Consider the following 23,011-nt stretch of genomic DNA (forward strand, 5'->3'; position numbering starts at 1 on the left):
GGTTGATAGGCCAGATATGGAAGCCTGGTAACGGGTGGAGTTGACTGGTACTAATAGGCCGAGGGCTTGTCCTCAGTTGCTCGCGTCCACTGTGTAGGTTCTGAAGTAACGACCTGTGTTTTTGCCGGGTTGGTCAACTTCATAGTGTTTCGGTGGTCATTGCGTTAGGGAAACGCCCGGTTACATTCCGAACCCGGAAGCTAAGCCTTTCAGCGCCGATGGTACTGCAGGGGGGACCCTGTGGGAGAGTAGGACGCCGCCGAACAATTTTTGAGAAAAGCCCTGTGGGAACCAACGTTCCTGCGGGGCTTTTCTGCGTTTCCTGATCTTGGGACCCGCGGCACGGCACGGCCGACGGGGCAGGTAAGGTCAGGGGGCATCGTTGGCACATTTCCCCCACAGGAGGCCCCCGCGTGGAGGTCCAGGAGACGCGGGTCCAGACGGATCGCGTCCTCACCATCCCGAATATTCTGAGCATGGCACGCCTCGTCGGCGTGCCCGTGTTCCTGTGGCTGATCCTGTGGCCGGAATTCGGTGGCCCGAACGCTGATGGCTGGGCGCTCCTGATCCTCGCGCTGAGCGGCGTCAGTGACTACCTGGACGGCAAGCTCGCCCGGCGCTGGAACCAGATCAGCAGTCTGGGCCGAATCCTCGACCCGGCCGCCGACCGCCTCTACATCCTGTCCACCCTCGTCGGTCTGACATGGCGCGAGATCCTGCCGCTGTGGCTCACGGCGGCCTTGCTGGCTCGGGAACTGATGCTGCTCATCGCGGTCGGATTCCTCGGACGCCACGGTTACGGGCCTCCCCAGGTGAACTTCCTGGGCAAAGCGGCTACGTTCAACTTGATGTATGCCTTCCCGCTGCTCCTCCTGAGCGACGGAAGGGGCTGGCTTCACGAACTCGCCACTATTTTCGGATGGGCGTTCGCAGGATGGGGTACAGCGCTCTACTGGTGGGCAGGGATCCTCTACGTGGTCCAGGTCCGCCGGCTCATCAGGGCGGACACCACGGCCGACTGAGCTCTCCGACACCGGCAGGTTGTGCCAGGGCCCGGCGCCCGTGCCTGAATACAGGAACAGCGGGCGTTTTGGACAGGTGAAGTCGGCAAGACCGTCGTCTCTTTAGAGGAGGACGCTTCCGACATGAAGGCCGTTGTGATGGCCGGCGGCGAAGGAACACGCCTTCGCCCCATGACGTCCAGCATGCCCAAGCCTCTGCTTCCTGTCGCCAACAGGCCGATCATGGAGCATGTACTCAGGCTGCTGAAACGGCATGGTCTCAATGAGACCGTCGTGACCGTGCAATTCCTTGCCTCGCTCGTCAAGAACTATTTCGGCGACGGCGAAGAGCTCGGGATGGAGCTCACTTATGCCAATGAGGAAAAGCCGCTCGGCACCGCAGGCAGCGTGAAGAATGCCGAGGAAGCCCTCAAGGACGACGCCTTCCTCGTCATCTCCGGCGATGCCCTCACCGATTTCGATCTCACCGATCTGATCCGGTTCCACAAGGAAAAGGGCGCCCTCGTCACCGTCTGCCTCACGCGGGTTCCCAACCCGCTCGAGTTCGGCATCACCATCGTCGACGAGGCCGGCAAGGTCGAGCGTTTCCTGGAAAAGCCCACCTGGGGCCAGGTCTTCTCGGACACCGTCAACACCGGTATCTACGTCATGGAGCCGGAGGTCTTCGACTATTTCGAGCCCGATGTGCCGGTCGACTGGTCCGGTGATGTCTTTCCGCAGCTCATGAAGGAAGGCAAGCCGATCTACGGCTATGTCGCCGAGGGCTACTGGGAAGATGTCGGCACTCACGAAAGCTATGTGAAGGCCCAGGCCGATGTGCTCGAAGGCAAGGTCGACGTCGAAATCGACGGCTTCGAGATTTCGCCGGGCGTATGGGTTGCCGAGGGTGCCGAGGTCCATCCCGACGCGGTGCTCCGCGGTCCGTTGTACATCGGTGACTATGCCAAGATCGAAGCGGATGCGGAGCTTCGCGAGCACACCGTCGTCGGCTCCAACGTCGTCGTCAAGACCGGCGCCTTCCTGCACCGGGCCGTTGTGCACGACAACGTCTACATCGGTCAGCAGAGCAATCTGCGCGGCTGTGTGATCGGTAAGAACACCGACATCATGCGGGCCGCCCGGATCGAGGACGGCGCCGTCATCGGCGATGAGTGCCTCATCGGTGAAGAATCGATCGTCCAGGGCAATGTGCGGGTCTATCCGTTCAAGACCATCGAGGCCGGTGCATTCGTCAATACGTCGGTGATCTGGGAGTCCCGCGGCCAGGCGCATCTGTTCGGCGCCCGAGGGGTGTCCGGGATCCTCAATGTCGAGATCACTCCGGAACTCGCCGTACGGATCGCGGGCGCGTATGCCACCACCCTCAAGAAGGGCTCCACGGTCACCACCGCGCGAGACCACTCCCGAGGCGCCCGCGCGCTCAAGCGCGCGGTGATCTCCGCGCTGCAGGCCAGCGCCATCGACGTACGCGATCTGGAGAACGTCCCGCTGCCCGTCGCCCGTCAGCAGACCGCCCGTGGCAGCGCCGGCGGCATCATGGTCCGTACGACGCCCGGCGTGCCGGACTCCGTCGACATCATGTTCTTCGACGAGCGCGGCGCCGACCTCTCGCAGGCCGGGCAGCGCAAGCTCGACCGCGTCTTCGCCCGCCAGGAGTACCGTCGCGCCTTCCCCGGTGAGATCGGGGATCTGATCTTCCCGGCGAGTGTCTTCGACTCCTATACGGGGTCACTGCTGCGGGCCGTGGACACCACGGGCATCGGCGAGTCCGGACTGAAGGTCGTCGTGGACGCCTCGAACGGCAGCGCGGGTCTGGTGCTGCCCAGCCTGTTGGGACGGCTGGGCGTCGACTCGCTGACGATCAATCCCGGGCTTGACGAGTCCCGCCCGACCGAGACCGCCGAGGCTCGCCGAGCCGGGCTCGTCCGGCTCGGCGAGATCGTGGCCTCGGCGCGGGCCGCCTTCGGCGTGCGCTTCGACCCCGTCGGAGAGCGGCTGTCCCTCGTGGACGAACGCGGTCGGATCATCGAGGACGACCGTGCGCTGCTGGTCATGCTGGACCTGGTGGCGGCCGAGCGGCGCACCGGCCGGGTGGCGCTACCGGTCACCACGACCCGGATCGCCGAGCAGGTGGCGGCGTATCACGGGACCCAGGTGGAGTGGACGACGACCTCGCCCGACGATCTGACCCGGGTGGGGCGCGAAGACGGCACCGTCTTCGGCGGGGACGGCAGGGGCGGCTTCATCATCCCCGAGTTCAGCAGCGTCTTCGACGGCGCGGCCGCGTTCGTCCGGCTGATCGGCCTGGTGGCCCGCACCCAGCTCACGCTCAGCCAGATCGACGCACGCATCCCGCGGGCGCATGTCCAGCGCCGTGACCTGGCCACTCCCTGGGCGGTCAAGGGGCTCGTCATGCGGCATGTCGTCGAGGCGGCCGGTGACCGGGACGTGGACACCACCGACGGCGTACGGGTCGTGGAGCCCGACGGCCGCTGGGTTCTGGTGCTGCCCGACCCCGCAGAGGCGGTCACGCACCTGTGGGCCGAAGGGCCGGACGACGCTTCCGCCCAGCAGCTGCTGGACGAGTGGTCCGCAGTGGTGGACAGCGCAGGACGCTGACCCGGACCCCGCCGGCGGGCCGTGCATCGGCACGCCGGTGGGGCCATTGGGAGACCATGCGGCCGACGTGCGACGATGTGCGGCATGTCGCAGCAGCGCCCCGATCGGAGCAACACGAACCGGCCGCCCGCGCGCCCCGATGCGTCCATGTCGCTGCTGACCAATGTGATGGATCACAGCCTCGACGACGGATACGCCGAGGCCGCCGCGCGGAAGTCCGAAGCCGGTGTGCGCGGTCTGCCGCGTACCTTGCGGGCGAAGTTGGGTCTTGCGGCCGGTCTGGTGCTCGCCGCGGTCGTGGTGACGGTGGGGGCGGCACAGGCGCAGATATCGGCACCGACGCTGGCCAAGGAGCGCGAAGAGCTGATCAACCGCATCCAGAAGGGCACCGGCGAGGCGGACCGGCAGCAGCAGCGGGTCGACGCGCTCCGGGACGACGTCAGCAGAATGCAGCGCGAGGCGCTGAAGAAGCACGGCGGCGACAAGGCCGAGCTGCTGAGTCTGCTGTCCGGCTCGACCCAGGCCACCGGGCCCGGCGTGAAGCTCGTCGTGGACGATGCCAAGGGCGCGGAATCCAGCGGCGGCGGTCCGCGCGAGAGCAGTGGGTTTTCGGACACGGGGCGGGTACGCGACAGAGACATGCAACGCGTGGTCAACGGCCTCTGGGCGTCCGGTGCGGAGGCCGTCTCCGTCAATGGACAGCGGCTTACGTCACTCTCGGCGATCAGAGCCGCAGGAGACGCCATACTGGTCGACAACAAGCCACTGGTGCCGCCTTATACGGTGCTGGCGGTGGGGGACGGGCAGAGGCTGAGCACCGCGTTCCAGGACAGCGCCGATGGCCAGTATCTGCATGCGCTGCAGGAGAACTACGGCGTACGCACCAGGATTTCCGCGGAGTCCGAGGTCACGCTGCCACCCGCGCCGAGTTTGATCGTACGTACCGCAAAGCCGCAGGCCGGTGCCGCCAAGGCGGACGGCGCCGACACAGGGAAGGGCACATCGTGATCGCCGTATTGGGCCTCATCGTGGGAGTCGTGGTCGGACTTGTCGTCCGACCCGTGGTGCCGACGGTGGTCGAGCCCTACTTGCCGATCGCTGTCGTCGCGGCGTTGGATGCCGTGTTCGGCGGTCTGCGCGCGATGCTGGACGGCATCTTCGACGACAAGGTCTTCGTGGTCTCGTTCCTGTCGAATGTCGTCGTCGCCGCGCTGATCGTCTTCCTCGGTGACAAGTTGGGCGTCGGCGCCCAACTCTCCACCGGCGTCGTCGTGGTGCTGGGTATCCGGATCTTCTCCAACGCCGCCGCGATCCGCCGGCACGTCTTCCGGGCGTGAGGCGGATGTCGGCGGAGGAGACCCCGGACCCGGAGAAGAAGCAGGTCGAGCCGGAGCGCCCGGTCGAGCCGGAGCGCCCGGTCCGGCCGGAGCCCGAGAAGAAGCCTGTCCGGTCGGAGCCCGAGAGGAATCCGGAGCGGCCCGAGGCGGGTGAGGAGAGCGGCCCGGCCGGCCGGCGGCCGATGCCGCCCGAGAGCAGAGACACCGCTGAGCGGGCCGTGGCCGAAGAGGATGCCGAGGCCCCGGAACCGGACAGTGCTGGACAGAAGGCGGACAAAGGGGCAGACTCCTCGACTCCGGAAGCGGTTGCCGATGACGGGAGTGCGGAGCGCCCGAAGAACGGCCGGGAGCGGCTGGTGGCGAGCCTGTGGCCGCCGCGGCTGACCCGGGCTCAACTGATCGTCGCGTTGCTCCTGTTCATTCTCGGCCTCGGCCTGGCGATTCAGGTACGTTCCACAAGTGACAGCAGTGCGCTGCGGGGTGCGCGCCAGGAGGACTTGGTGCGCATTCTGGATGAGCTGGACAATCGCTCCCAGCGGTTGACCGACGAACAGCGGCGCCTGGAAGGGCAGAAGACCGAGCTGGCGAACAGTTCGGACCAGGCCGAGGAGGCCCGTAAGCAGACCGTGGAGAAGGAACAGCAGCTGGGTGTGCTGGCCGGGACCGTCGCGGCGCAGGGGCCCGGCATCAACCTGATCATCGACGACCCGGCGCACTCCGTCGAGGCGGACAAGCTGCTGGACACCATCCAGGAGCTGCGGGCGGCCGGCGCCGAGGCCATCCAGGTCAATGATGTCCGGGTCGTCGCGAACACCTCGCTCTCGGATCTCCGGGGCGGTGTGGAGATCGACGGCAAGCGCGTCACGGCGCCGTACCGCTTCAAGGTCATCGGCAAGCCGGAGGATCTGGAGCCGGCGTTGAACATTCCTGGCGGAGTGGTCCAGACGCTGGAGAAGGAGCAGGCCAAGGTGTCTGTGACCCGTGAGGAGAAGATCATTGTGGACGCCTTGCGAGAGGCGAAGCGGCCTGACTACGCTCGGTCGTCATCGCAGTGAGGTGTTCACGTATGTCGAGTGCCCGGGGAGGGCATGAGGTAACGGGGGGTCGACGCACCGTGCGTGTGGTGTGTGGTGGAAACTGTCTGAAGGCCACGGACGTTCACAGGATGTCCGGATGGGCCGGTGTGTGCATCGAGGGTTCGTCCTGCCCCACGGGCGGGTCTATTTCGTTCAAGGGGAATCGCCCGTGAAGTTGTTTGGAAAGCTGTTCGGCAAGAGCGCGCGCCAGGAGGGCGGCAGCGGCTCCGCGCGGCATCGCGCGTCGGGTCGGCCCGAGGAGGGCGCGGCCGAGGACCGTCCGCTCTTCCGTGACGAGGTCAGCGGTCCGTCCGGGGGGTACGACGCGGGTTCTGTTGACCCCTCCGGGGCCGGCCGCATAGGTTCCCAGGAACCATCAGCCGCACGCACGGGTGGAGGGTCGGCCTTGCCGGTTTGTACGAGGTGTGGGAACCGGAACGCCGAGGCGAGCCGGTTCTGTTCCAACTGTGGTGCGCCGCTGCGTCCGGGCGCCCAGCCCGAGCGGGCGGCCGAGACGACCTCGACCATCTCCATTTCGGGGCTGGAGGCCTACGACTCGGAGACGACGGGCCAGAATCTTTCGCCGTCGCTGTCCCCCGAGGCCCAGGCGGCCGTCGATGCCCTTCCGCTCGGCTCGGCGCTGCTGGTCGTCCGCCGCGGTCCGAATTCGGGCAGCCGCTTCCTTTTGGACAGTGAGCTGACGACGGCGGGCCGGCATCCGCAGGGCGACATCTTCCTCGACGATGTGACGGTCTCGCGCCGTCATGTGGAGTTCCGTCGCGGAGCGGACGGCCTCTTCACGGTCGCCGACGTCGGCAGTCTGAACGGCACCTACGTCAATCGCGAGCGGATCGACTCCGTCGCCCTTGCCAACGGCGACGAGGTCCAGATCGGCAAGTTCCGCCTGGTCTTCTACGCGAGCCAGCGAGGCGCCGGTATCTGACCGGCCGGGGAAGGCATATGCGCGATACACCGAAAGGCGGTGCCGGCTTTGCCGGCGCCGCCTCCTCGGACGGTAAGCCGGTGAGCATCGGCACGGTGCTCACCCTGCTGCGCGAGGAGTTTCCCGAGGTCACGATCTCCAAGATTCGCTTCCTGGAGGCCGAGGGACTGGTCGAGCCGAAGCGCACGCCTTCCGGATACCGCAAGTTCACGCCGGCGGACGTCCAGCGGCTGGCCGGCGTCCTGCGGATGCAGCGGGACCACTATCTGCCGCTGAAGGTCATCCGGGAGCACCTGGACGCCCTGGAGCGCGGAGAGCAGGTACAGCTCCCGGCCCCGGCCACCCCCTCCCGGGATCTGGTCGAGGGCGTGCACGACCCGGCTGAGGAGCGCCCCACGGCCGCCCGGATCGGCCGGGCCGAGCTGCTGGCCGCCGCGGAGGTGGACGAGGCGGCGCTCGCCGGCTGGGAGTCCTACGGACTCATCGTCCCTCATGCCGAGGGCGGATACGACATCGAGGCCGTCACGGTGGCCAAGCTCGTTGCGGACCTGGGCCGGTTCGGCCTCGAACCGCGGCATCTGCGTGCCGTGAAGGCGGCCGCCGAGCGCGAGGCGGGCCTGGTCGAGCAGGTCGTTGCACCCCTTCGGCGGCACCGTAACCCGCAGACCAGGGCCCATGCCGAGGCCACCGCCAGGGAGCTGGCGACGCTGTCCGTACGGCTGCATGCGGCGCTGTTGCAGAGCGCATTGCGGGTCCGGCTGTAGTGAGCAAACGAGTGCCCGACTACCCAAACCGGCCGGGCACGTCCTAGGGTTGCTGTGTGAACGAGCTCGACGTCGTGGGTGTCCGGGTGGAAATGCCTTCCAGCCAACCGATCGTGCTCCTGCGGGAGGTGGGAGGCGACCGATACTTGCCCATTTGGATCGGGCCAGGGGAGGCCACCGCCATTGCCTTCGCCCAGCAGGGCATGGTCCCTGCCAGGCCGCTGACGCACGACCTTTTCAAGGACGTGCTCGAAGCGGTGGGCCAGGAACTGACGCAGGTCCGCATCACGGATCTGCGCGAGGGGGTTTTCTATGCCGAACTCGTCTTCGCGAGTGGAGTCGAGGTCAGTGCGCGGCCGTCCGACGCCATAGCGCTGGCCTTGCGCACCGGAACGCCGATCTTCGGTACCGACGGTGTGCTGGACGACGCGGGGATCGCGATCCCGGACGAGCAGGAGGACGAGGTGGAGAAGTTCCGTGAGTTCCTCGACCAGATCTCACCCGAGGACTTCGGGACCAACAGCCAGTAATACCGGCCAGGCGAACCGCCTGTTTCCGGCCAAATAATTAGCCGTTCCCCGCGCGAGGTCACGAGAAACCACTCGTAGGGTGATTATCACTCGGCGTGGCGAGCGCGGCGATCGTTGACGCACCCCGAGTGACTGCATACCGTCGATATGGCAGGTCCCGTCCGGGACGTGGAGGACGGAGGGCGGCGTGGCAATCACCGGCGACGGTATGGCGGCGGAAGGGGCGTTGCCGCTCCACTCGGGCGCAGCAGCGAACCCGGTCGCGGCACCGGCCGCGGCGGTGTCGGGGGACTGCGAGGCGCAGAACATCGGCTATCGCGGCCCGACCGCCTGTGCGGCAGCGGGCATCACCTACCGGCAGCTCGACTACTGGGCCCGTACGGGCCTGGTGGAGCCGAGCATCCGGCCCGCGTACGGCTCCGGCACCCAGCGGCTCTACAGCTTCCGGGACGTCGTGGTCCTGAAAATCGTCAAGCGGCTGCTGGACACCGGGGTGTCGCTGCAGAACATCCGCACCGCCGTCCAGCATCTGCGCTCGCGCGGGCTGGCGGGTCTGACGCGGATGACGCTGATGAGCGACGGTGCGACGGTCTACGAGTGCACCTCGCCCGACCAGGTCGTGGATCTGCTCCAGGGCGGCCAGGGCGTCTTCGGGATCGCCGTGGGGGTGGTGTGGCGGGACGTGGAGAGCGCGCTGTCACAGCTCCACGGAGAGCGTGTGGACACCGGCGAGACCCTGGTCGGGAAGAACCCGCACGACGAGCTGGCGCGGCGGCGCAACCGGGCCGGCTGAGTCCCCGGCGGTGTGCGCGGCCCGGCATCGGGCCGATTGTCAGTGGCATGGGGCAGCATCGGACATGTGAGACCTGCGCCGACGATCCTGCATCTCGACATGGATGCGTTCTTTGCGGCCGCCGAGCAGGCGGCCAAGCCCAGCCTGCGCGGCAAGCCCGTGGTGGTCGGGGGGATCGGTGCGCGCGGAGTGGTCTCCACGGCGTCGTACGAAGCCCGGGTGTTCGGTATCCGCTCCGCGATGCCCACGGCCCAGGCGCGCCGGCTGTGCCCCAACGCCGCGTATCTCACCCCTCGCTTCTCGTTGTACCGCCAGGTGAGTGAGACGGTGATGGAGCTGCTGCACGCGTTGTCGCCGCTGGTGGAGCCGCTGAGCCTGGACGAGGCCTTCGTCGATCTGGAAGCGGGCGGAGTGCCGCCGGAGACGGCCGCCGTGCGGGTCGTGGGGGAGCAGCTGCGCCGCGATATCCGTTGCGCCACGGGCCTGACCGGATCGGTGGGGCTGGCCGGCGCCAAGATGCTGGCGAAGATCGCGTCCGAGGCGGCCAAGCCGGACGGTCTGGTGGTGATCGAGCCCGGTACCGAACGGGAGTTGCTGGGCCCGATGACGGTGCGGACGCTGCCCGGGGTGGGCCCCGCGACCGCCGAGACGCTGCGCAGGGCCGGGATCCACACCGTCGCGGAGACCGCGGAGGCCGGTGAGGCCGAGCTGGTGCGGCTGCTGGGCAAGGCGCACGGGGCCGGGCTGTATGCGATGGCGCTGGGCCGGGACGACCGGCCGGTGGTGGCCGAGCGGGACGCGAAGTCCATCTCGGTCGAGGACACCTTCGAGGTCGATCTGACCGACCGGACGCGGGTGCGGAGCGAGGTCCTGCGGCTGGCCGACCGCTGCGTCCAGCGGCTGCGGGCCGCCGGGCGTTCGGGGCGGACGGTGGTCCTCAAGGTGCGCAACTACGACTTCTCGACGCTGACGCGCTCCGAGACGCTCCGGGGGCCCACCGACGACCCGGCGGTGATACGGGAGTCCGCTGTGCGGCTGCTGGAGACGGTGGACACCACTGGCGGGGTGCGGCTGCTGGGGGTGGGGGTCAGTGGACTGGCGGACTTCACCCAGGAGGATCTGTTCGCGCAGGTGGCGACGGAGCGGGAGGCGGAGGAGAGCGCCAAGGCAGCAGCAGCGGCTGCGGTGGAGCCGGCCGGTGGCGGGACGGAGCCGGGCGAGGCCGAGGCGGAACCGCCGCGGCACTGGCATCCGGGACTGGATGTGGTGCACGACGAGCACGGCGCCGGCTGGGTGCAGGGAAGCGGGGTGGGAAGAGTGACCGTACGCTTCGAAACGCCGTGGTCCGCACCGGGGAGGGTGCGGACCTTTGCTGTCGAGGATCCGGCGCTGCGGCCGGGGGAGCCCCTGCCGCTGGTGGGCGGGGGGCCGGCGGACGGTCAGTCGTCCGAGCCGGCGATCTTGCCGAAGTCCTTGTCACCGGAACCGGGGGAGGACACCGGGTCGGAGGTCGGGGAGGAGATATCCAGTCGGTAGTGGTGATAGAGCTGAAGTTCCTGCTCAGGGGAGAGATGGCGGCCGACGCCGAAGTCCGGTGCGTCCTTGATCAGTTTGCGGTCGTAAGGGATGTGCAGGCCCTCACCGACCATCTTGCTCGGTTCCAGGGGGACGAACGCGTCCCGGCTGAAGAGTCCGGTGCGTACGGCCGCCCACTCCGGTTCCCCCGTCGCATCGTCGAGATATACCTCGTCGATGGTGCCTATTTTGGTGCCGTTACGGTCGAATGCTTTGCGGCCGATCAGGCTCCGGGGATCGATATCGGTTTGCACGGCCCCTCCAATTGGTCGCAACTGCCCTCTGACAACTACCAAACGGCACATTTCATGCCCTGGCCACTCGAAGGAGCCTTCGACTGCCGCGCTGGTAGGCTGGCCAATGGCCGCAGACCCCGTGCGGGAGAGTCCTTTGTCGTTCGCGACCAGGGCGCCGAAGGAGCAAATCCTCCCCGGAATCTCTCAGGCACACGTACCGCATGGGCGAGGTCACTCTGGAAAGCAGGGCGGGCCGCGGAAGGCACAGTGCCGGGACCCCTCCTCACCGACGGTGAAAGCCGGGCCGCCTCGCGCGGGCCGGTGAAGCTCTCAGGTTGAGATGACAGAGGGGGAGGCCGTCCGGGCACCCGCGCCGTGGTGCCCCTCGTAGGTCGTACCGACCAGGAGGCCCCCGCAGATGACCACCAATCGCATCTCCTTGACCGAGCTGGAGCGCGGCACCCCCTTCGAGCGCCGGCACATCGGTCCCGACCATGAGGCGCAGGCGAAGATGCTCGCGCAGGTCGGGTTCGGGTCGCTGGACGAGCTCACCGCCGCCGCCGTTCCCGATGTGATCAAGAGCGCCGAGGCGCTCGGCCTGCCGCAGGCCCGTACCGAGGCCGAGGTCCTCCAGGAACTGCACGGTCTCGCGGACCGTAACCAGGTGCTGGCGTCCATGATCGGGCTCGGCTATTACGGCACGTTCACCCCGCCGGTGATCCTGCGCAACGTCATGGAGAACCCGGCCTGGTACACGGCGTACACCCCTTACCAGCCGGAGATCTCGCAGGGCCGCCTCGAGGCGCTGCTGAACTTCCAGACGATGGTCGCCGATCTGACCGGACTGCCCACTTCCGGCGCCTCCCTGCTCGACGAGGGCACCGCGGCCGCCGAGGCGATGGCTCTGTCCCGCCGGGTCGGCAAGGTCAAGCAGGGCGTCTTCCTGGTCGACGCGGACTGTCTGCCGCAGACCATCGCCGTGATCCAGACCCGTGCGGAGCCCACCGGCGTCGAGGTCGTGGTCGCTGACCTGTCCGACGGCATCCCGGCCGAGGTCGCCGAGCGCGGTGTGTTCGGTGTGCTGCTGCAGTACCCGGGCGCCTCCGGTGTGGTCCGTGACCCCCGCGCCGTCATCGAGCGGGCCCACGAGCTGGGCGCGATCGTCACCGTCGCCGCCGATCTGCTGGCCCTGACGCTGCTGACCTCGCCCGGTGAGCTCGGCGCGGACATCGCGGTGGGCACCACCCAGCGCTTCGGCGTCCCGATGGGCTTCGGCGGCCCGCACGCCGGCTTCATGGCCGTACGTGACCAGTTCGCCCGCAGCCTGCCCGGCCGCCTGGTGGGCGTCTCGGTCGACGCCGACGGCAACAAGGCCTACCGCCTCGCGCTGCAGACCCGTGAGCAGCACATCCGCCGGGAGAAGGCCACCAGCAACATCTGCACCGCGCAGGTGCTGCTCGCCGTGATGGCCGGCATGTACGCGGTTCACCACGGCCCCGAGGGCCTGCGGACCATCGCCCGGCGCACCCACCGTTACGCCGCGGTCCTCGCCGAGGGCCTGCGGGCCGGCGGGGTGGAGATCGTGCACGGCTCCTACTTCGACACGCTGACCGCGCGGGTTCCCGGCCGGGCCGCGGAGGTCGTCGCCGCCGCCCGCGAGGCCGGTGTCAACCTCCGGCAGGTCGATGCCGACCTGGTCGGCATCGCCTGCGACGAGACCACCGGGCGCGCGCAGCTGGCCGGTGTCTGGGGTGCCTTCGGTGTGCACGGGGACGTCGAGCAGCTGGATGCGGCCGCCGCCGACACGCTGCCGCAGGCCCTGCTGCGCAGCGACGACTACCTCGCCCACCCGGTCTTCCACCAGTACCGCTCCGAGACCGCGATGCTGCGCTATCTGCGCACCCTCGCGGACAAGGACTACGCGCTGGACCGCGGCATGATCCCGCTCGGCTCCTGCACGATGAAGCTGAACGCGACCACCGAGATGGAGCCGGTCACCTGGCCCGCCTTCGGCCAGCTGCACCCGTTCGCGCCGGCCGCCCAGGCCCAGGGCTACCTCACGCTGATCCAGGAGCTGGAGGAGCGGCTGGCCACGGTCACCGGCTACGACAAGGTCTCCATCCAGCCGAACGCGGGGTCGCAGGGCGAGCTGGCCGGCCTGCTGGCGGTGCGCGCCTACCACCGTGCCAACGGCGACGAGCAGCGCACCGTCTGTCTGATCCCGTCCTCCGCGCACGGCACCAACGCCGCCAGCGCGGTGATGGCCGGCATGAAGGTCGTCGTCGTCAAGACCGGCGAGGACGGCGAGGTCGACACCGACGATCTGCATGCCAAGATCGAGAAGCACCGTGACGAGCTCGCGGTCCTGATGGTCACCTACCCCTCCACGCACGGCGTGTTCGAGGAACACATCACCCAGATCTGCGCGGCGGTGCACGACGCGGGCGGCCAGGTCTACGTCGACGGCGCCAACCTCAATGCGCTGGTCGGCCTCGCCGAGCCCGGCAAGTTCGGCGGCGATGTCTCGCACCTCAACCTGCACAAGACGTTCTGCATCCCGCACGGCGGCGGCGGTCCGGGCGTCGGCCCGGTCGGCGTGCGCGCCCACCTGGCGCCGTACCTGCCCAACCACCCGCTGCAGCCCGCCGCGGGACCCGAGACGGGCGTGGGACCGATCTCCGCGGCACCCTGGGGCTCGGCGGGCATTCTGCCGATCTCCTGGGCATACGTCCGTCTGATGGGCGGCGAGGGCCTCAAGCGCGCCACCCAGGTCGCCGTGCTGAGCGCCAACTACATCGCCAAGCGGCTGGAGCCGCACTACCCGGTGCTCTACACCGGCCCCGGCGGTCTGGTCGCCCACGAATGCATCATCGACGTCCGCCCGCTGACCAAGGCGACCGGTGTGAGCATCGACGATGTGGCCAAGCGGCTGATCGACTACGGCTTCCACGCGCCGACGATGTCCTTCCCCGTGGCCGGCACGCTGATGATCGAGCCGACCGAGAGCGAGGACCTGGGCGAGCTGGACCGGTTCTGCGACGCGATGATCGCCATCCGCGCGGAGATCGAGAAGGTCGGTACGGGGGAGTGGGACAAGGACGACAACCCGCTGCGCAACGCCCCGCACACCGCGGGCGCGCTCGGCGGTGACTGGTCGCACCCGTACACCCGCGAGGAGGCGGTCTTCCCGGCCGGCGTCGAAGCCTCGCAGAAGTACTGGCCGCCGGTGCGCCGCATCGACGGTGCCTTCGGCGACCGTAACCTCGTCTGCTCCTGCCCGCCGCTGGACGAGTACGACAACTGACGTCACGGGAACGGAATCACCGCAACATTCAAGGGCCCTCGGCAGATCTGCCGGGGGCCCTGTGGTTCGTGCCGCGCTCGCGGGTCAGGCGGCGGCGGTGGCGCGAGCGCGGTGCGGGGCGATGACCTGCCCGTCCGGCAGCAGCTCACCGGTGTCCTCGAAGAGCAGGACGCCGTTGCAGAGCAGGCTCCAGCCTTGCTCCGGGTGGTGCGCCACAAGGTGTGCGGCCTCCCGGTCGGTGGAGTCTGCTGACGGGCATGGCGGTTGGTGCTGGCACATGGAAGTTGTCTTTCGCTGCGGTGTGGTGAACGTCGTTGTGCGGCGCGATGAGGTGTTCATGGCCGCTCCCCCGTTTCCATCGGTCGGTCCCAGTGTTGCCCCACGGAGGGGATTCCGCAGGGATTTCGCGGCAGCGGTGCTCACTCGATACGGACGCGTCACCCATGCGGGCGGTTGCTCCCAATTGCACTCCTCCCCAAGAGGGTTGGCGGTGGCGTCCGCGGGCTAGCCCGCGTGGGTGAGCGCGACAGAGCGCCCCGCGGCCGGAAGGGGCCGCGGGGCATGCTCGGGCGGGGTGGCGGGTGCCGGTGTCCCCGGGTGGGAAGCGGGGGCGGCGCGCCGGTTCAGGCGGGTTCGGCGAGGAGCGGGGTGGCGGGCGTCAGGCGCAGCGTGAGCCGGGGGAGCAGGTCGGCGATGCGCTGCGGACGGTGCGCGGCGATCCCCGGTGGGGCGGGCGCCAGGGGAACCAGCAGGTCAGCGGGTGAGGGCGGCCCTTCGGCGCCGTCGGAGGCGATGTCGTGGTGCAGCCACAGGGTGAGCATGTAGAGCTCGGGAACGGACAGCAGACGCGGCTGATAGGGGGTGGTGAGCGACTCGGCCTGCGCCAGCGCCTGCTCGGTCGCGGCGACATAGGGGCCGCCGCAGAACCGCGAAAAGGTCCAGCCGTCGGCGGTGAGCATTGCCTCGGCGGTCGCCACGGCGCGTTCCCCGCCGCGGACCAGGAAACGCCAGCCGGCCAGCCGGGTGTGCGGCGTACCGCCGGCCCGGCTGACGTCGTCCCAGATGTGGACGGGCAGGGGGTGGTCAGGGCTGAGCGGACCCTGATGGGCGCGCAGCGCGGAGACCGGGGCCTCGCGGACCGCGGTGGGCGAGCCGAGGGCGGCGAGAACGCTGCGCAGGGCAGGCGCGGGGGCAGGGGGAATGTGCAGCGGCATGGTGGGTCGCCTCTCACTTCGGAGACACGGTGGAGCGTGGCGGGTGCAAACGACGCTGTCTGCGTGCGGGGTCAGAGCGTGGCCGGCCGGGGCTGCGGCCCGGCGAGGTCAGCCGCTGTGCCCCGTGCCGGTGAGAACACCGAGACGCTGGGCGCCAAGTCTCTGCCTCGTAAAGCGGAGTTTATACGACGTATGTTCTGAAAGTGTTTCGGCTACCGGCCTTGTGGATTTCCGGCAAGGTGAAATCCAGACCCCTGTCTGAGGTGCTTTACGCTGCTTTGTGCCGCGAATATACGGCGCTACCTCGTATTGCCTCGGCGGTGGGGTAGGCCGGATCTCACCGGTGTTTCTCACGAAGGAAATGCGGTCGGCTCTCGCCAACGAGATATGCCTGCGGAAGGTGCCGGAGGCCGGGCCACTTCGAGCCTATCGTTACCGGGGTGCCGCTGCGGCGTTATCGATCAGATTGCCGGGGCATCATCGACCGTAGCGTGAGCCCCGGTGGAGTCGGGGACGGCCCCAAGCGGCCCGCGGCCGCGGGTCGTTCACTCGAGGAGGGACCCTTCGATGGGGGAGAAGGTCGCCGCGGACGGGATCGACCTGGCGGACCGGGAGCGATATCGGAGAAAGCTTCAAGAGTGCCTCAAGGGATTGCACAGGCTCCTGGCGGAGGATAGATTCGACCGGCCCAAGAATCTCATGGGCCTGGAGATCGAACTCAATCTGGCCGGTGCCGACGGGCTGCCCCGCATGATGAACTCTCAAGTTCTCGAGCGGATCGCCAGCGGTGATTTCCAGACCGAACTGGCCCAGTGCAATCTTGAGGTCAACATCCTGCCGCACCGATTGAGCGGCAGCGTTCTGGACCAGCTCGCCGAGGAACTCCGTACGGGACTCGCCTACGCCGAAAGGAAAGCACGCGAGGTCGCCGCCCGGATCGTGATGATCGGCATTCTGCCCACCCTGCACGCCACCGACCTCACGGCCGCCAGCCTCTCCGAGAACGACCGCTACGTCCTGCTCAACGACCAGATGCGGGCGGCCCGCGGCGAGGACTTCGCACTCGATATCCGGGGCGTGGAGCATCTGGTCTCCCGCTCGCCCTCGATCGCGCCGGAGGCCGCCTGTACCTCGGTCCAGCTGCACCTTCAGGTGACACCGGGCCGCTTCGCCGCCGTCTGGAACGCGGCACAGGCAATCGCCGCGGTGCAGGTGGCGGTCGGCGCCAACTCACCGTTCCTCTTCGGCCGTGAGCTGTGGAGCGAGTCCCGGCCCCCGGTCTTCCAGCAGGCCACCGACACCCGGGTGCCCGAGCTGCAGGCCCAGGGAGTACGTCCCCGTACCTGGTTCGGCGAGCGCTGGATCGACTCCGCGTACGACCTGTTCGAGGAGAATCTGCGCTACTTCCCGCCGCTGCTGCCGGTGTGCGGGCCGCAGGAGCCGCTGCGGGTGCTCGACGAGGGCGGGGCGCCCGACCTGGCCGAACTGGTGCTGCACAACGGCACGATCTACCGCTGGAACCGGCCCGTCTACGCGGTCGCCGACGGTGTGGCCCACCTCAGGGTCGAGAACCGGGTACTGCCGGCCGGCCCCACCGTCGGCGACGTCATCGCCAACACCGCCTTCTACTACGGGCTGGTGCGGGCACTGGCCGAGGAGCCGCGCCCCATATGGTCGCGCCTCCCGTTCGCCGCGGCGGCCCGTAACTTCGACACCGCCTGCCGCTACGGCATCGACGCCACCCTGGAGTGGCCCCGTCCCGGGCGGGCCGGCACTCTCGTCGACATCCCGGCCGTACGGCTGGTGCGCAAGGAACTGCTGCCGCTGGCGGCCCGCGGGCTGGATGCCTGGGGGGTGGAACCGGCCGACCGTGACCACTACCTCGGCATCATCGAGGAGCGCTGCCGGCGCCGGGTCAACGGTGCGTCCTGGCAGGCCGCGGCCTGCCGTCACGCCCGGCGCCAAGGCCTGGACCGGGATGCCGCGCTCGCCGCGATGACCCGGCGCTACAGCGAGCTGATGCACACCGGGGAGCCGGTGCACACCTGGCCGGTCGCCTGGCCGGTGGGCGGGCGGACCGCCGTCTCCGCGCCACGGGAGGCGGCGGCCGAGGGGGCGTAGCCGGGCGGTGGGAGTGCCCGGCGCTGCCCGGTACGGGCGGGCCGGATCACGGGGCCACCGTCCACAGGCCCCTCAGCGCCTGGAGTTCCTTGGCCGTCGGTGGATCGGCGGCGCCGGCGGAGTACGGCTGCGGGGCACGCCCGCCGGCCGCGGCGGTCACCGTCGGGTCCGCCTCGCCGCTGCCGGCCCGGAAGCCGTGCTCGCGCAGCGTGCGCTGTCCGTCGCTCTCGCCGAGCAGCGTCATGAAGCGGTTGGCGGCGCGGGTCTGCTCGGGGCTCATGTCCGTGTCGTCGACCAGTGTGTACGGGTAGTCGAGCCGGGCCGTGCCGTCCTGGGGGTAGAACAGGTCCAGGTCAAGACCGCCGCCCGCCCCGGTGTTGTGGGCGTAGGCGGCCTGTTCCGACAGCAGCAGTGCTTCGTTGCGGCGCGGATTGCCCAGCTCCGTCACGGAGTTGTCGCGCGGCAGGGTGGCCAGCGCCTCCTTGTCGCCCTCCGCGACCCGCCGGTGGAGGACCTTTGCCGTCGCGGCGGTGCGGGTGCCGGCCTCGTCGCTGTCCTTGGCGTCCCTGGCGTCGGCGGCGCTGATACGGGCCAGGGCGAGCAGCCCGGTGGCGCTGCGGTCCGGGTCGGCGATGCCCAGGCGCAGTGCGTCGCCGGACGTCGCGGTCCGGGTCAGCTGCGTCCAGGTGTAGGTCTTCTTCGGCCAGCCCAGCGAGGTGGCGGCCTGGGGGACGGCGCCGAGCACGACCGCGGAGGAGGCGATGGTGCCGGCGGCGGTCAGCGGAGTGCCGCGCTCCGCGTCGACCCGGTCCACCCACAGGCTCGAATCCGGTATCCAGACCTGGAATTCGGGGTTGACCGGCCGCTGCCCCAAGGCGTCGGCGATGTCGTTGCCGGCCCCCGCGGTGATCCTGACATCCAGACATCTGCCGTCGGTGCGCGTCGCGTCCTCGCGGGCGGTCTCGGCCACCGCTTCGAGCGCCGGGGCGATATCGGGCGAGGCGGCCACGTCGAGCCGTGCCGACCCGCTGCCGCACGGGCCCCCGAAGGGGAGCAGGCCGCTGTGCAGCGCCACCACGGAGCCCGCGGCGACGGCGAGAACGAGTCCGGTGGAGAGGACGATGGTGCGCCGGCGTCCACCGGGACGGGCCCCCGTGCGTTCCGGAGGGGAGCCGTCGGGCAAGCTGTGTCGTCCCATTGCGGTAGCGCCTCTCCTTCTCGTCGCTCGACCGGGATTCGGTGAGGAGGGGGAGCGGCGCCATGTGGATGGCACCCGTCCCCCGGCCTGTCGCGCGCGATCTTCGTACCTGCTGTCGCGACCCTAGCGGGGCAGAGATGGCGAAGAGACGGTAATGCGGAAGTGGAGGAAGTGTGCAGTCGGAGACAAGTCCCGTGGCCGGTGCGGACGTTCCAGGTGAAGGGCCCGGTACGGGGCCGGGAGCGGGGGTGGTGAAGGGGCCGTACCGGAGCATCCTGCGGAACGAGACGCTGATCGTCCTGGCCCTCTCGCTGGGAGCCAGTGCACTGTCGGCGTTGATCAGCTTCATCGGCTCGGTGACCAAGCCCGGCGGCCTCAAGCACCAGGCGGCCACGCTCAACGGGTCCCATGCGCCCGGCCGGCCCTGGCTGGATCTCGCCTGGCAGCTGTTCGGTATCGCGACCGCGCTCGTCCCCGTCGTGCTGGTGGCGCATCTGCTGCTGCGTGAACGGGCCGGGGGACTGCGGGCGGTCGGCTTCGACCGGCGGCGGCCCGGTTTCGACCTGAGCCGCGGTGTCGCCCTCGCGGCCGTCATCGGGGGCAGCGGGCTGCTGCTCTATCTGGGCGCGCGGGCGGCCGGCGTCAATCTGACGGTGGTTCCCGAAGCGCTGCCCGCGGTGTGGTGGAAGATCCCGGTGCTGATCGCCTCCGCGGTGCAGAACGCCGTGCTGGAGGAGGTCATCGTCGTCGGCTATCTGCTGCGCCGACTGGGGCAGTTGGGCTGGTCGCCGATGGCAGCACTCGCGGCCAGCTCCGTGCTGCGCGGTTCCTACCACCTCTACCAGGGCATCGGCGGTTTCGTCGGCAACATGGTGATGGGCGTGGTCTTCGTCCTGCTCTACCGGCGGTGGGGGCGGGTCGGGCCGCTGGTCGCCGCCCATGCCCTGATCGACACCGTGGCGTTCGTCGGCTACGCGGTGCTCGCGGGGCACGTGGGGTGGCTGCCGACGGCGTGAGACGAGCGGGGCGCGGGGCACCGCCGGTGCCTGCCGCGCCCCCTGACGGCCGCTTCCGCCGGGTCCGGTCCTGACGGCCGCTCTCCCCGGGTCCGGTCCTGACCGCCGTTTCCGCCGGGTCCGGCTCAGCCGGTGACCAGCAGCTCGCCGTCGATGACCGTGACCGCCGAGCCGGTCAGCAGCGTACGGTCGCCGCGCAGCTCGGTCCGTACGAAGCCGGTGCGGGCGGCGCCCTGCAGGCCGACCAGGGCGTCACGGCCCAGGCGCGCCGACCAGAACGGGGCGAGCGCGGTGTGCGCGCTGCCCGTCACCGGGTCCTCGTCGATGCCCACGCCGGGAAAGAAGCAGCGCGAGACGAAGTCGTAGCCACCGTCGGGATCGTCGGCGCGCGCGGTGGTGATCACGCCGCGGCCGCCGTGCCCGGCCAGCGCCCCGAGGTCCGGGGCGAGCGCCCGTACGGACTTCTCGTCGGCCAGCTCGACCAGCAGATCCCCGACATCGGGACCGGTGTCGTGCGCGGAGCGGATCTCGGTGCCCAGCGCGCCGGCGACGGCCGGCGGCACCTCGACGGGGGTGAGCGGGGCGGTGGGGAAGTCCATGGTGATCGATCCGCCGGCGCCGGCCGTTGTGGTGAGCACTCCGCTACGGGTGCGGAAGCGGACCGTACCGGTGGCCGTCCCGGTGGTGTGCAGCACATGTGCGGTGGCCAAAGTGGCGTGCCCGCACATATTCACCTCGGCGGCCGGGGTGAGCCAGCGCAGCGCCCAGTCGGCGTCGCCGCCCTCGGGCAGCCGGTGCGCAAAGGCGGTCTCGGAGAGATTGACCTCGGTGGCGACCTGCTGCAGCCAGGCCGTATCGGGGAAGGCGCGGGAGTCGAGGAGCACGACTCCCGCGGGGTTGCCGGCGAACGGACGCTCACTGAAGGCGTCGACGATACGAATCCTCATGGCCGTGAGCCTAGGGGCGCCACATCTCCGCAGGCCAAGGCCAATTCGAGGGAATTGGACGGGTGGGCGGGGCGCGATGGTGGCCGCCAACGGCTCGGCGCCGGCCCGTGAGACCTTCCCGGGCATCGTTCAAGGGCTTGCTTCGGTGAACAGTCCCGATATATCGTTGAGGTATCGCGACCGATCAACGAGAGAAATGGAGGACGCCTCATGCGTTCCCACGGACACGAACACGGACATGAACACGGGGGTCCCGGGCGGCACGGCGGGCGTGGCGACTTCCCGGGCGGCTGGGAGCGGAGGCGCTCGGCCTTCGGGCCGTTCGGCCCGCCTTTCGGGGGACCGCCTTTCGGAGGCCCGCCTTTCGGGGGCCGGGGCCGCGGCGGGCCGCGCGGCCGGGCGCGGCGCGGCGATGTGCGCGCCTCGATCCTGGCGCTGCTCAAGGACCGCCCGATGCACGGCTACGAAATGATCCAGGAGATCGCCGAGCGCAGCGGCGGGGCGTGGAAGCCCAGCCCCGGCTCGGTCTACCCGACGCTGCAACTCCTGGAGGACGAGGGGCTGATCGCCAGCGCCAGTGAGGGCGGCAAGAAGCTGTTCTCGCTGACCGACGCCGGGCGCGCCGAGGCCGACAGTGGCTCGGACGCCCCCTGGGAGGACGCCGGCCGCGGCGTCGACTGGGAGGCGATGAACGAGATCCGCAAGGCGGGCGGCGGACTGGTCGAGGCGTTCCGGCAGGTGTGGGCCACGGGCACTCCCGCACAGCGGGAGAAGGCCATGGCGGTGGTCAACAAGGCACGCAAGGAGCTGTATCTGATCCTCGCCGAGGAGGACTGAGCCAGGGGGCTGAGTGGGGGGCTGAGTGAGGGGGCCGGGGGTGACGGGTCGGGGGTGACGGGTCGGGGGTGAGGGGGCTCCGGGAGCCGGGGTGGGTGGGTGGCCGTGGTTCCCGGAGGTTCAGGTGACCAAGGCGGCGAGCTTGCGCAGCGACTCGTTCAGTGCGGCACCCGCCGAGTCCCTGAGCTTGCCGGCCATCAGGGAGACCGCGGCGCCGGTGAACGCCCCGTCGATCCGTACGGCCGTCGCCTCGCCGTCCGGGGTGAGCTCGTAGCGCATCCCCAGGCTGACCCCCATCGGGCCCTTGCCCTGGACGTCGAGCAGCCGGCCCGGCTCCAGCTCCCGCACGGTCCAGAGGACCTCCGCGGGGAAGCCCATCAGCTTCATGTTCTCCTCGTAGCCCGCGCCGACCTCGAGCGTTTCCGGTCCGCCTTTGGGGAAGGCGGTGTGGGTGGCGTTCCACTCCCCGTACGAGTCGAAGTCGGTGAGCCGGTCCCAGAGCTTCTCGGCCGGCGCTTCGATACGGGCCTGCGCGGTGACTTCGGCCATGCGATCACCCCTTCGGTGACGGTCCCTGGCTGGTGCCGCGGAACGTAGTCGTACGCGGGTGAAGGTTCAATACCGATGAACGGCCCTTGCTGATGAGTCGTCAGATTCGGGGGCGGACTCTCCGGGGCGGCCGCCGGCGAGGAAGCGGCCGTGGGTAGGGAAGCGGCCGTGGGCAGGGGAGTGGCCGTCGGCAAGGAAGTGGCCCGTCGGCGAGGAAGCGGCCGCTCCGGTTCTGCATGTCCAGCCTCCACAATTCCCCCGCATCTCCTCCGTAAGGATGAGATTGTGTGCGGCCGTGCCCAACCATTGTGGGATGCGCAAATGCTCCCCGCCGGGGATGTTCCGGCGCTCGGAGGCTGGTGGGGTGGGTGCTGTGCAAAACCGTACTGCGTACAGTGGTGGCGACGGGCCCACCCAGGACGAGCTCGACAGCCGGCTCACCGTAGAGCTCGCAATGGTCGTATCCGCTGCCCGTAGAAGGGCCACCCGCGACGGCGACCGGCAGGTCGACACCGCGCATCTGCTGCACGGCCTCCTGGAGTCGGACCCCGCCGTACGCGACGCCTTCGACGGCACACCACAGGTCGCACGGCTGCTCGGGTACCTCGTCCAGCGCAGCATCGGCTACGGGCTCCAATGGCACGGCACCATCGAGGACTCCGGCGCGGTCCCCGTGGTGACCGAGGGCGGTGTCCCCGGATGGTCACCGGCGGCGGCAGCTGCCATGGACGGCGCCCTGGACCGCGCCCATGCCCGCTACGCCACCTGTGCGGACTGCCTGGACCTGCTCGCCGCCCTGGTGGACGACCCCGAATCCCGGGCCGTCGAGGTGCTGCGCCGGGCCTCCGTCGACACCGCCCGGCTCGCCGACCGTCTGGACGGGGAACGCCCCGGCCGCGACTGACGCGAACCTGGCCGCGAACGACAGGG

Annotated in this window: 21 protein-coding genes, 1 rRNA gene and 2 riboswitches; of the genes, 16 read left to right on the forward strand and 6 right to left on the reverse strand. The window is 69.6% G+C overall.

Going from position 1 to position 23,011, the window contains the following annotated elements; translation table 11 throughout:
- The first annotated feature begins 148 nt into the window (after window positions 1-148).
- The 11 genes from rrf to ACWGJY_RS25610 all read left to right on the forward strand — a co-directional run bounded on the left by rrf (window position 149) and on the right by ACWGJY_RS25610 (window position 10,620).
- Window positions 149-265 (forward strand): 5S ribosomal RNA (rrf, locus tag ACWGJY_RS25560).
- 148 nt (window positions 266-413) lie between these two features.
- The gene (locus ACWGJY_RS25565) at window positions 414-1,022 is read left to right on the forward strand and encodes a CDP-alcohol phosphatidyltransferase family protein (RefSeq protein WP_453263179.1); all 609 of its coding nucleotides are present in this window, start codon (window positions 414-416) and stop codon (window positions 1,020-1,022) included.
- Between the two features lie 123 nt (window positions 1,023-1,145).
- Window positions 1,146-3,641, forward strand: a complete 2,496-nt coding sequence (locus ACWGJY_RS25570; protein ID WP_453263180.1) for a sugar phosphate nucleotidyltransferase — start codon at window positions 1,146-1,148, stop codon at window positions 3,639-3,641.
- 75 nt (window positions 3,642-3,716) lie between these two features.
- The gene (locus tag ACWGJY_RS25575; RefSeq protein ID WP_453263181.1) at window positions 3,717-4,649 is read left to right on the forward strand and encodes a DUF881 domain-containing protein; all 933 of its coding nucleotides are present in this window, start codon (window positions 3,717-3,719) and stop codon (window positions 4,647-4,649) included.
- Entirely contained in the window at window positions 4,646-4,978 is a 333-nt protein-coding gene (locus ACWGJY_RS25580) for a small basic family protein (RefSeq protein ID WP_003984969.1), read from the forward strand. Before ACWGJY_RS25575 ends, ACWGJY_RS25580 begins: the two co-directional genes overlap by 4 nt.
- Window positions 4,979-4,983: 5 nt before the next feature.
- Window positions 4,984-6,033: a DUF881 domain-containing protein gene (locus ACWGJY_RS25585; protein WP_453263182.1), complete on the forward strand. Its 1,050-nt coding sequence runs from the start codon at window positions 4,984-4,986 to the stop codon at window positions 6,031-6,033.
- Window positions 6,034-6,151: 118 nt separating this feature from the next.
- The gene (locus tag ACWGJY_RS25590; protein ID WP_453263183.1) at window positions 6,152-6,997 is read left to right on the forward strand and encodes an FHA domain-containing protein; all 846 of its coding nucleotides are present in this window, start codon (window positions 6,152-6,154) and stop codon (window positions 6,995-6,997) included.
- A 17-nt stretch (window positions 6,998-7,014) separates the two neighbouring features.
- Complete coding sequence (gene ftsR, locus ACWGJY_RS25595) at window positions 7,015-7,761, forward strand: transcriptional regulator FtsR (RefSeq protein ID WP_453263184.1); 747 nt, start codon at window positions 7,015-7,017, stop codon at window positions 7,759-7,761.
- A gap of 56 nt (window positions 7,762-7,817) precedes the next feature.
- On the forward strand, window positions 7,818-8,291 hold the full coding sequence (locus ACWGJY_RS25600) for a bifunctional nuclease family protein (RefSeq protein ID WP_006606439.1): 474 nt from the start codon (window positions 7,818-7,820) through the stop codon (window positions 8,289-8,291).
- Window positions 8,292-8,478: 187 nt separating this feature from the next.
- Entirely contained in the window at window positions 8,479-9,084 is a 606-nt protein-coding gene (locus ACWGJY_RS25605) for a MerR family transcriptional regulator (RefSeq protein ID WP_453263185.1), read from the forward strand.
- 66 nt (window positions 9,085-9,150) lie between these two features.
- A complete protein-coding gene (locus ACWGJY_RS25610) occupies window positions 9,151-10,620 on the forward strand; it encodes a DNA polymerase IV (RefSeq protein ID WP_453263186.1) in 1,470 nt (489 codons plus the stop codon).
- On the opposite strand, the gene ACWGJY_RS25615 is transcribed toward ACWGJY_RS25610, so the two are convergent.
- Window positions 10,524-10,913: a PRC-barrel domain-containing protein gene (locus ACWGJY_RS25615; RefSeq protein ID WP_327701500.1), complete on the reverse strand. Its 390-nt coding sequence runs from the start codon at window positions 10,911-10,913 to the stop codon at window positions 10,524-10,526. The two genes, ACWGJY_RS25610 and ACWGJY_RS25615, sit on opposite strands and share 97 nt — an antisense overlap.
- 114 nt (window positions 10,914-11,027) lie before the next feature.
- Window positions 11,028-11,125, forward strand: a riboswitch (glycine riboswitch).
- Window positions 11,126-11,252: riboswitch (glycine riboswitch) on the forward strand. It begins immediately after the preceding riboswitch.
- Between the two features lie 61 nt (window positions 11,253-11,313).
- Between ACWGJY_RS25615 and gcvP the strand changes: the two genes are divergently transcribed.
- The gene (gcvP, locus tag ACWGJY_RS25620; RefSeq protein WP_453263187.1) at window positions 11,314-14,199 is read left to right on the forward strand and encodes an aminomethyl-transferring glycine dehydrogenase; all 2,886 of its coding nucleotides are present in this window, start codon (window positions 11,314-11,316) and stop codon (window positions 14,197-14,199) included.
- Between the two features lie 84 nt (window positions 14,200-14,283).
- Here the strand turns inward: gcvP and ACWGJY_RS25625 are convergent, their stop codons facing one another.
- Window positions 14,284-14,478 (reverse strand): DUF5999 family protein, encoded by a 195-nt coding sequence (locus tag ACWGJY_RS25625; RefSeq protein WP_281392292.1) that lies wholly within the window; start codon window positions 14,476-14,478, stop codon window positions 14,284-14,286.
- A gap of 344 nt (window positions 14,479-14,822) precedes the next feature.
- Window positions 14,823-15,413: a hypothetical protein gene (locus ACWGJY_RS25630; protein ID WP_453263188.1), complete on the reverse strand. Its 591-nt coding sequence runs from the start codon at window positions 15,411-15,413 to the stop codon at window positions 14,823-14,825.
- A 567-nt stretch (window positions 15,414-15,980) separates the two neighbouring features.
- Here ACWGJY_RS25630 and ACWGJY_RS25635 point away from each other — a divergent pair.
- Window positions 15,981-17,534 (forward strand): glutamate-cysteine ligase family protein, encoded by a 1,554-nt coding sequence (locus tag ACWGJY_RS25635; protein WP_453263189.1) that lies wholly within the window; start codon window positions 15,981-15,983, stop codon window positions 17,532-17,534.
- A 46-nt stretch (window positions 17,535-17,580) separates the two neighbouring features.
- Here ACWGJY_RS25635 and ACWGJY_RS25640 read toward each other — a convergent pair whose 3' ends face one another.
- Window positions 17,581-18,732 (reverse strand): substrate-binding domain-containing protein, encoded by a 1,152-nt coding sequence (locus ACWGJY_RS25640; protein ID WP_453263190.1) that lies wholly within the window; start codon window positions 18,730-18,732, stop codon window positions 17,581-17,583.
- Between the two features lie 173 nt (window positions 18,733-18,905).
- Between ACWGJY_RS25640 and ACWGJY_RS25645 the strand changes: the two genes are divergently transcribed.
- The gene (locus ACWGJY_RS25645) at window positions 18,906-19,748 is read left to right on the forward strand and encodes a CPBP family intramembrane glutamic endopeptidase (RefSeq protein ID WP_453263191.1); all 843 of its coding nucleotides are present in this window, start codon (window positions 18,906-18,908) and stop codon (window positions 19,746-19,748) included.
- 125 nt (window positions 19,749-19,873) lie between these two features.
- Here ACWGJY_RS25645 and ACWGJY_RS25650 read toward each other — a convergent pair whose 3' ends face one another.
- A complete protein-coding gene (locus ACWGJY_RS25650) occupies window positions 19,874-20,695 on the reverse strand; it encodes a PhzF family phenazine biosynthesis protein (RefSeq protein WP_453263192.1) in 822 nt (273 codons plus the stop codon).
- 210 nt (window positions 20,696-20,905) lie between these two features.
- Here ACWGJY_RS25650 and ACWGJY_RS25655 point away from each other — a divergent pair, with 210 nt between their 5' ends.
- Window positions 20,906-21,532 carry a PadR family transcriptional regulator gene (locus ACWGJY_RS25655; protein WP_453263193.1) on the forward strand — a complete coding sequence of 209 codons (627 nt, stop codon included), beginning with the start codon at window positions 20,906-20,908 and terminating at the stop codon, window positions 21,530-21,532.
- Between the two features lie 120 nt (window positions 21,533-21,652).
- On the opposite strand, the gene ACWGJY_RS25660 is transcribed toward ACWGJY_RS25655, so the two are convergent.
- Entirely contained in the window at window positions 21,653-22,081 is a 429-nt protein-coding gene (locus ACWGJY_RS25660; protein ID WP_453263194.1) for a type II toxin-antitoxin system Rv0910 family toxin, read from the reverse strand.
- A gap of 373 nt (window positions 22,082-22,454) precedes the next feature.
- Between ACWGJY_RS25660 and ACWGJY_RS25665 the strand changes: the two genes are divergently transcribed.
- A complete protein-coding gene (locus ACWGJY_RS25665) occupies window positions 22,455-22,985 on the forward strand; it encodes a Clp protease N-terminal domain-containing protein (protein WP_453263195.1) in 531 nt (176 codons plus the stop codon).
- The last annotated feature ends 26 nt before the right edge of the window (window positions 22,986-23,011 follow it).

The sequence above is a fragment of the Streptomyces sp. NPDC054765 genome, assembly GCF_053612065.1.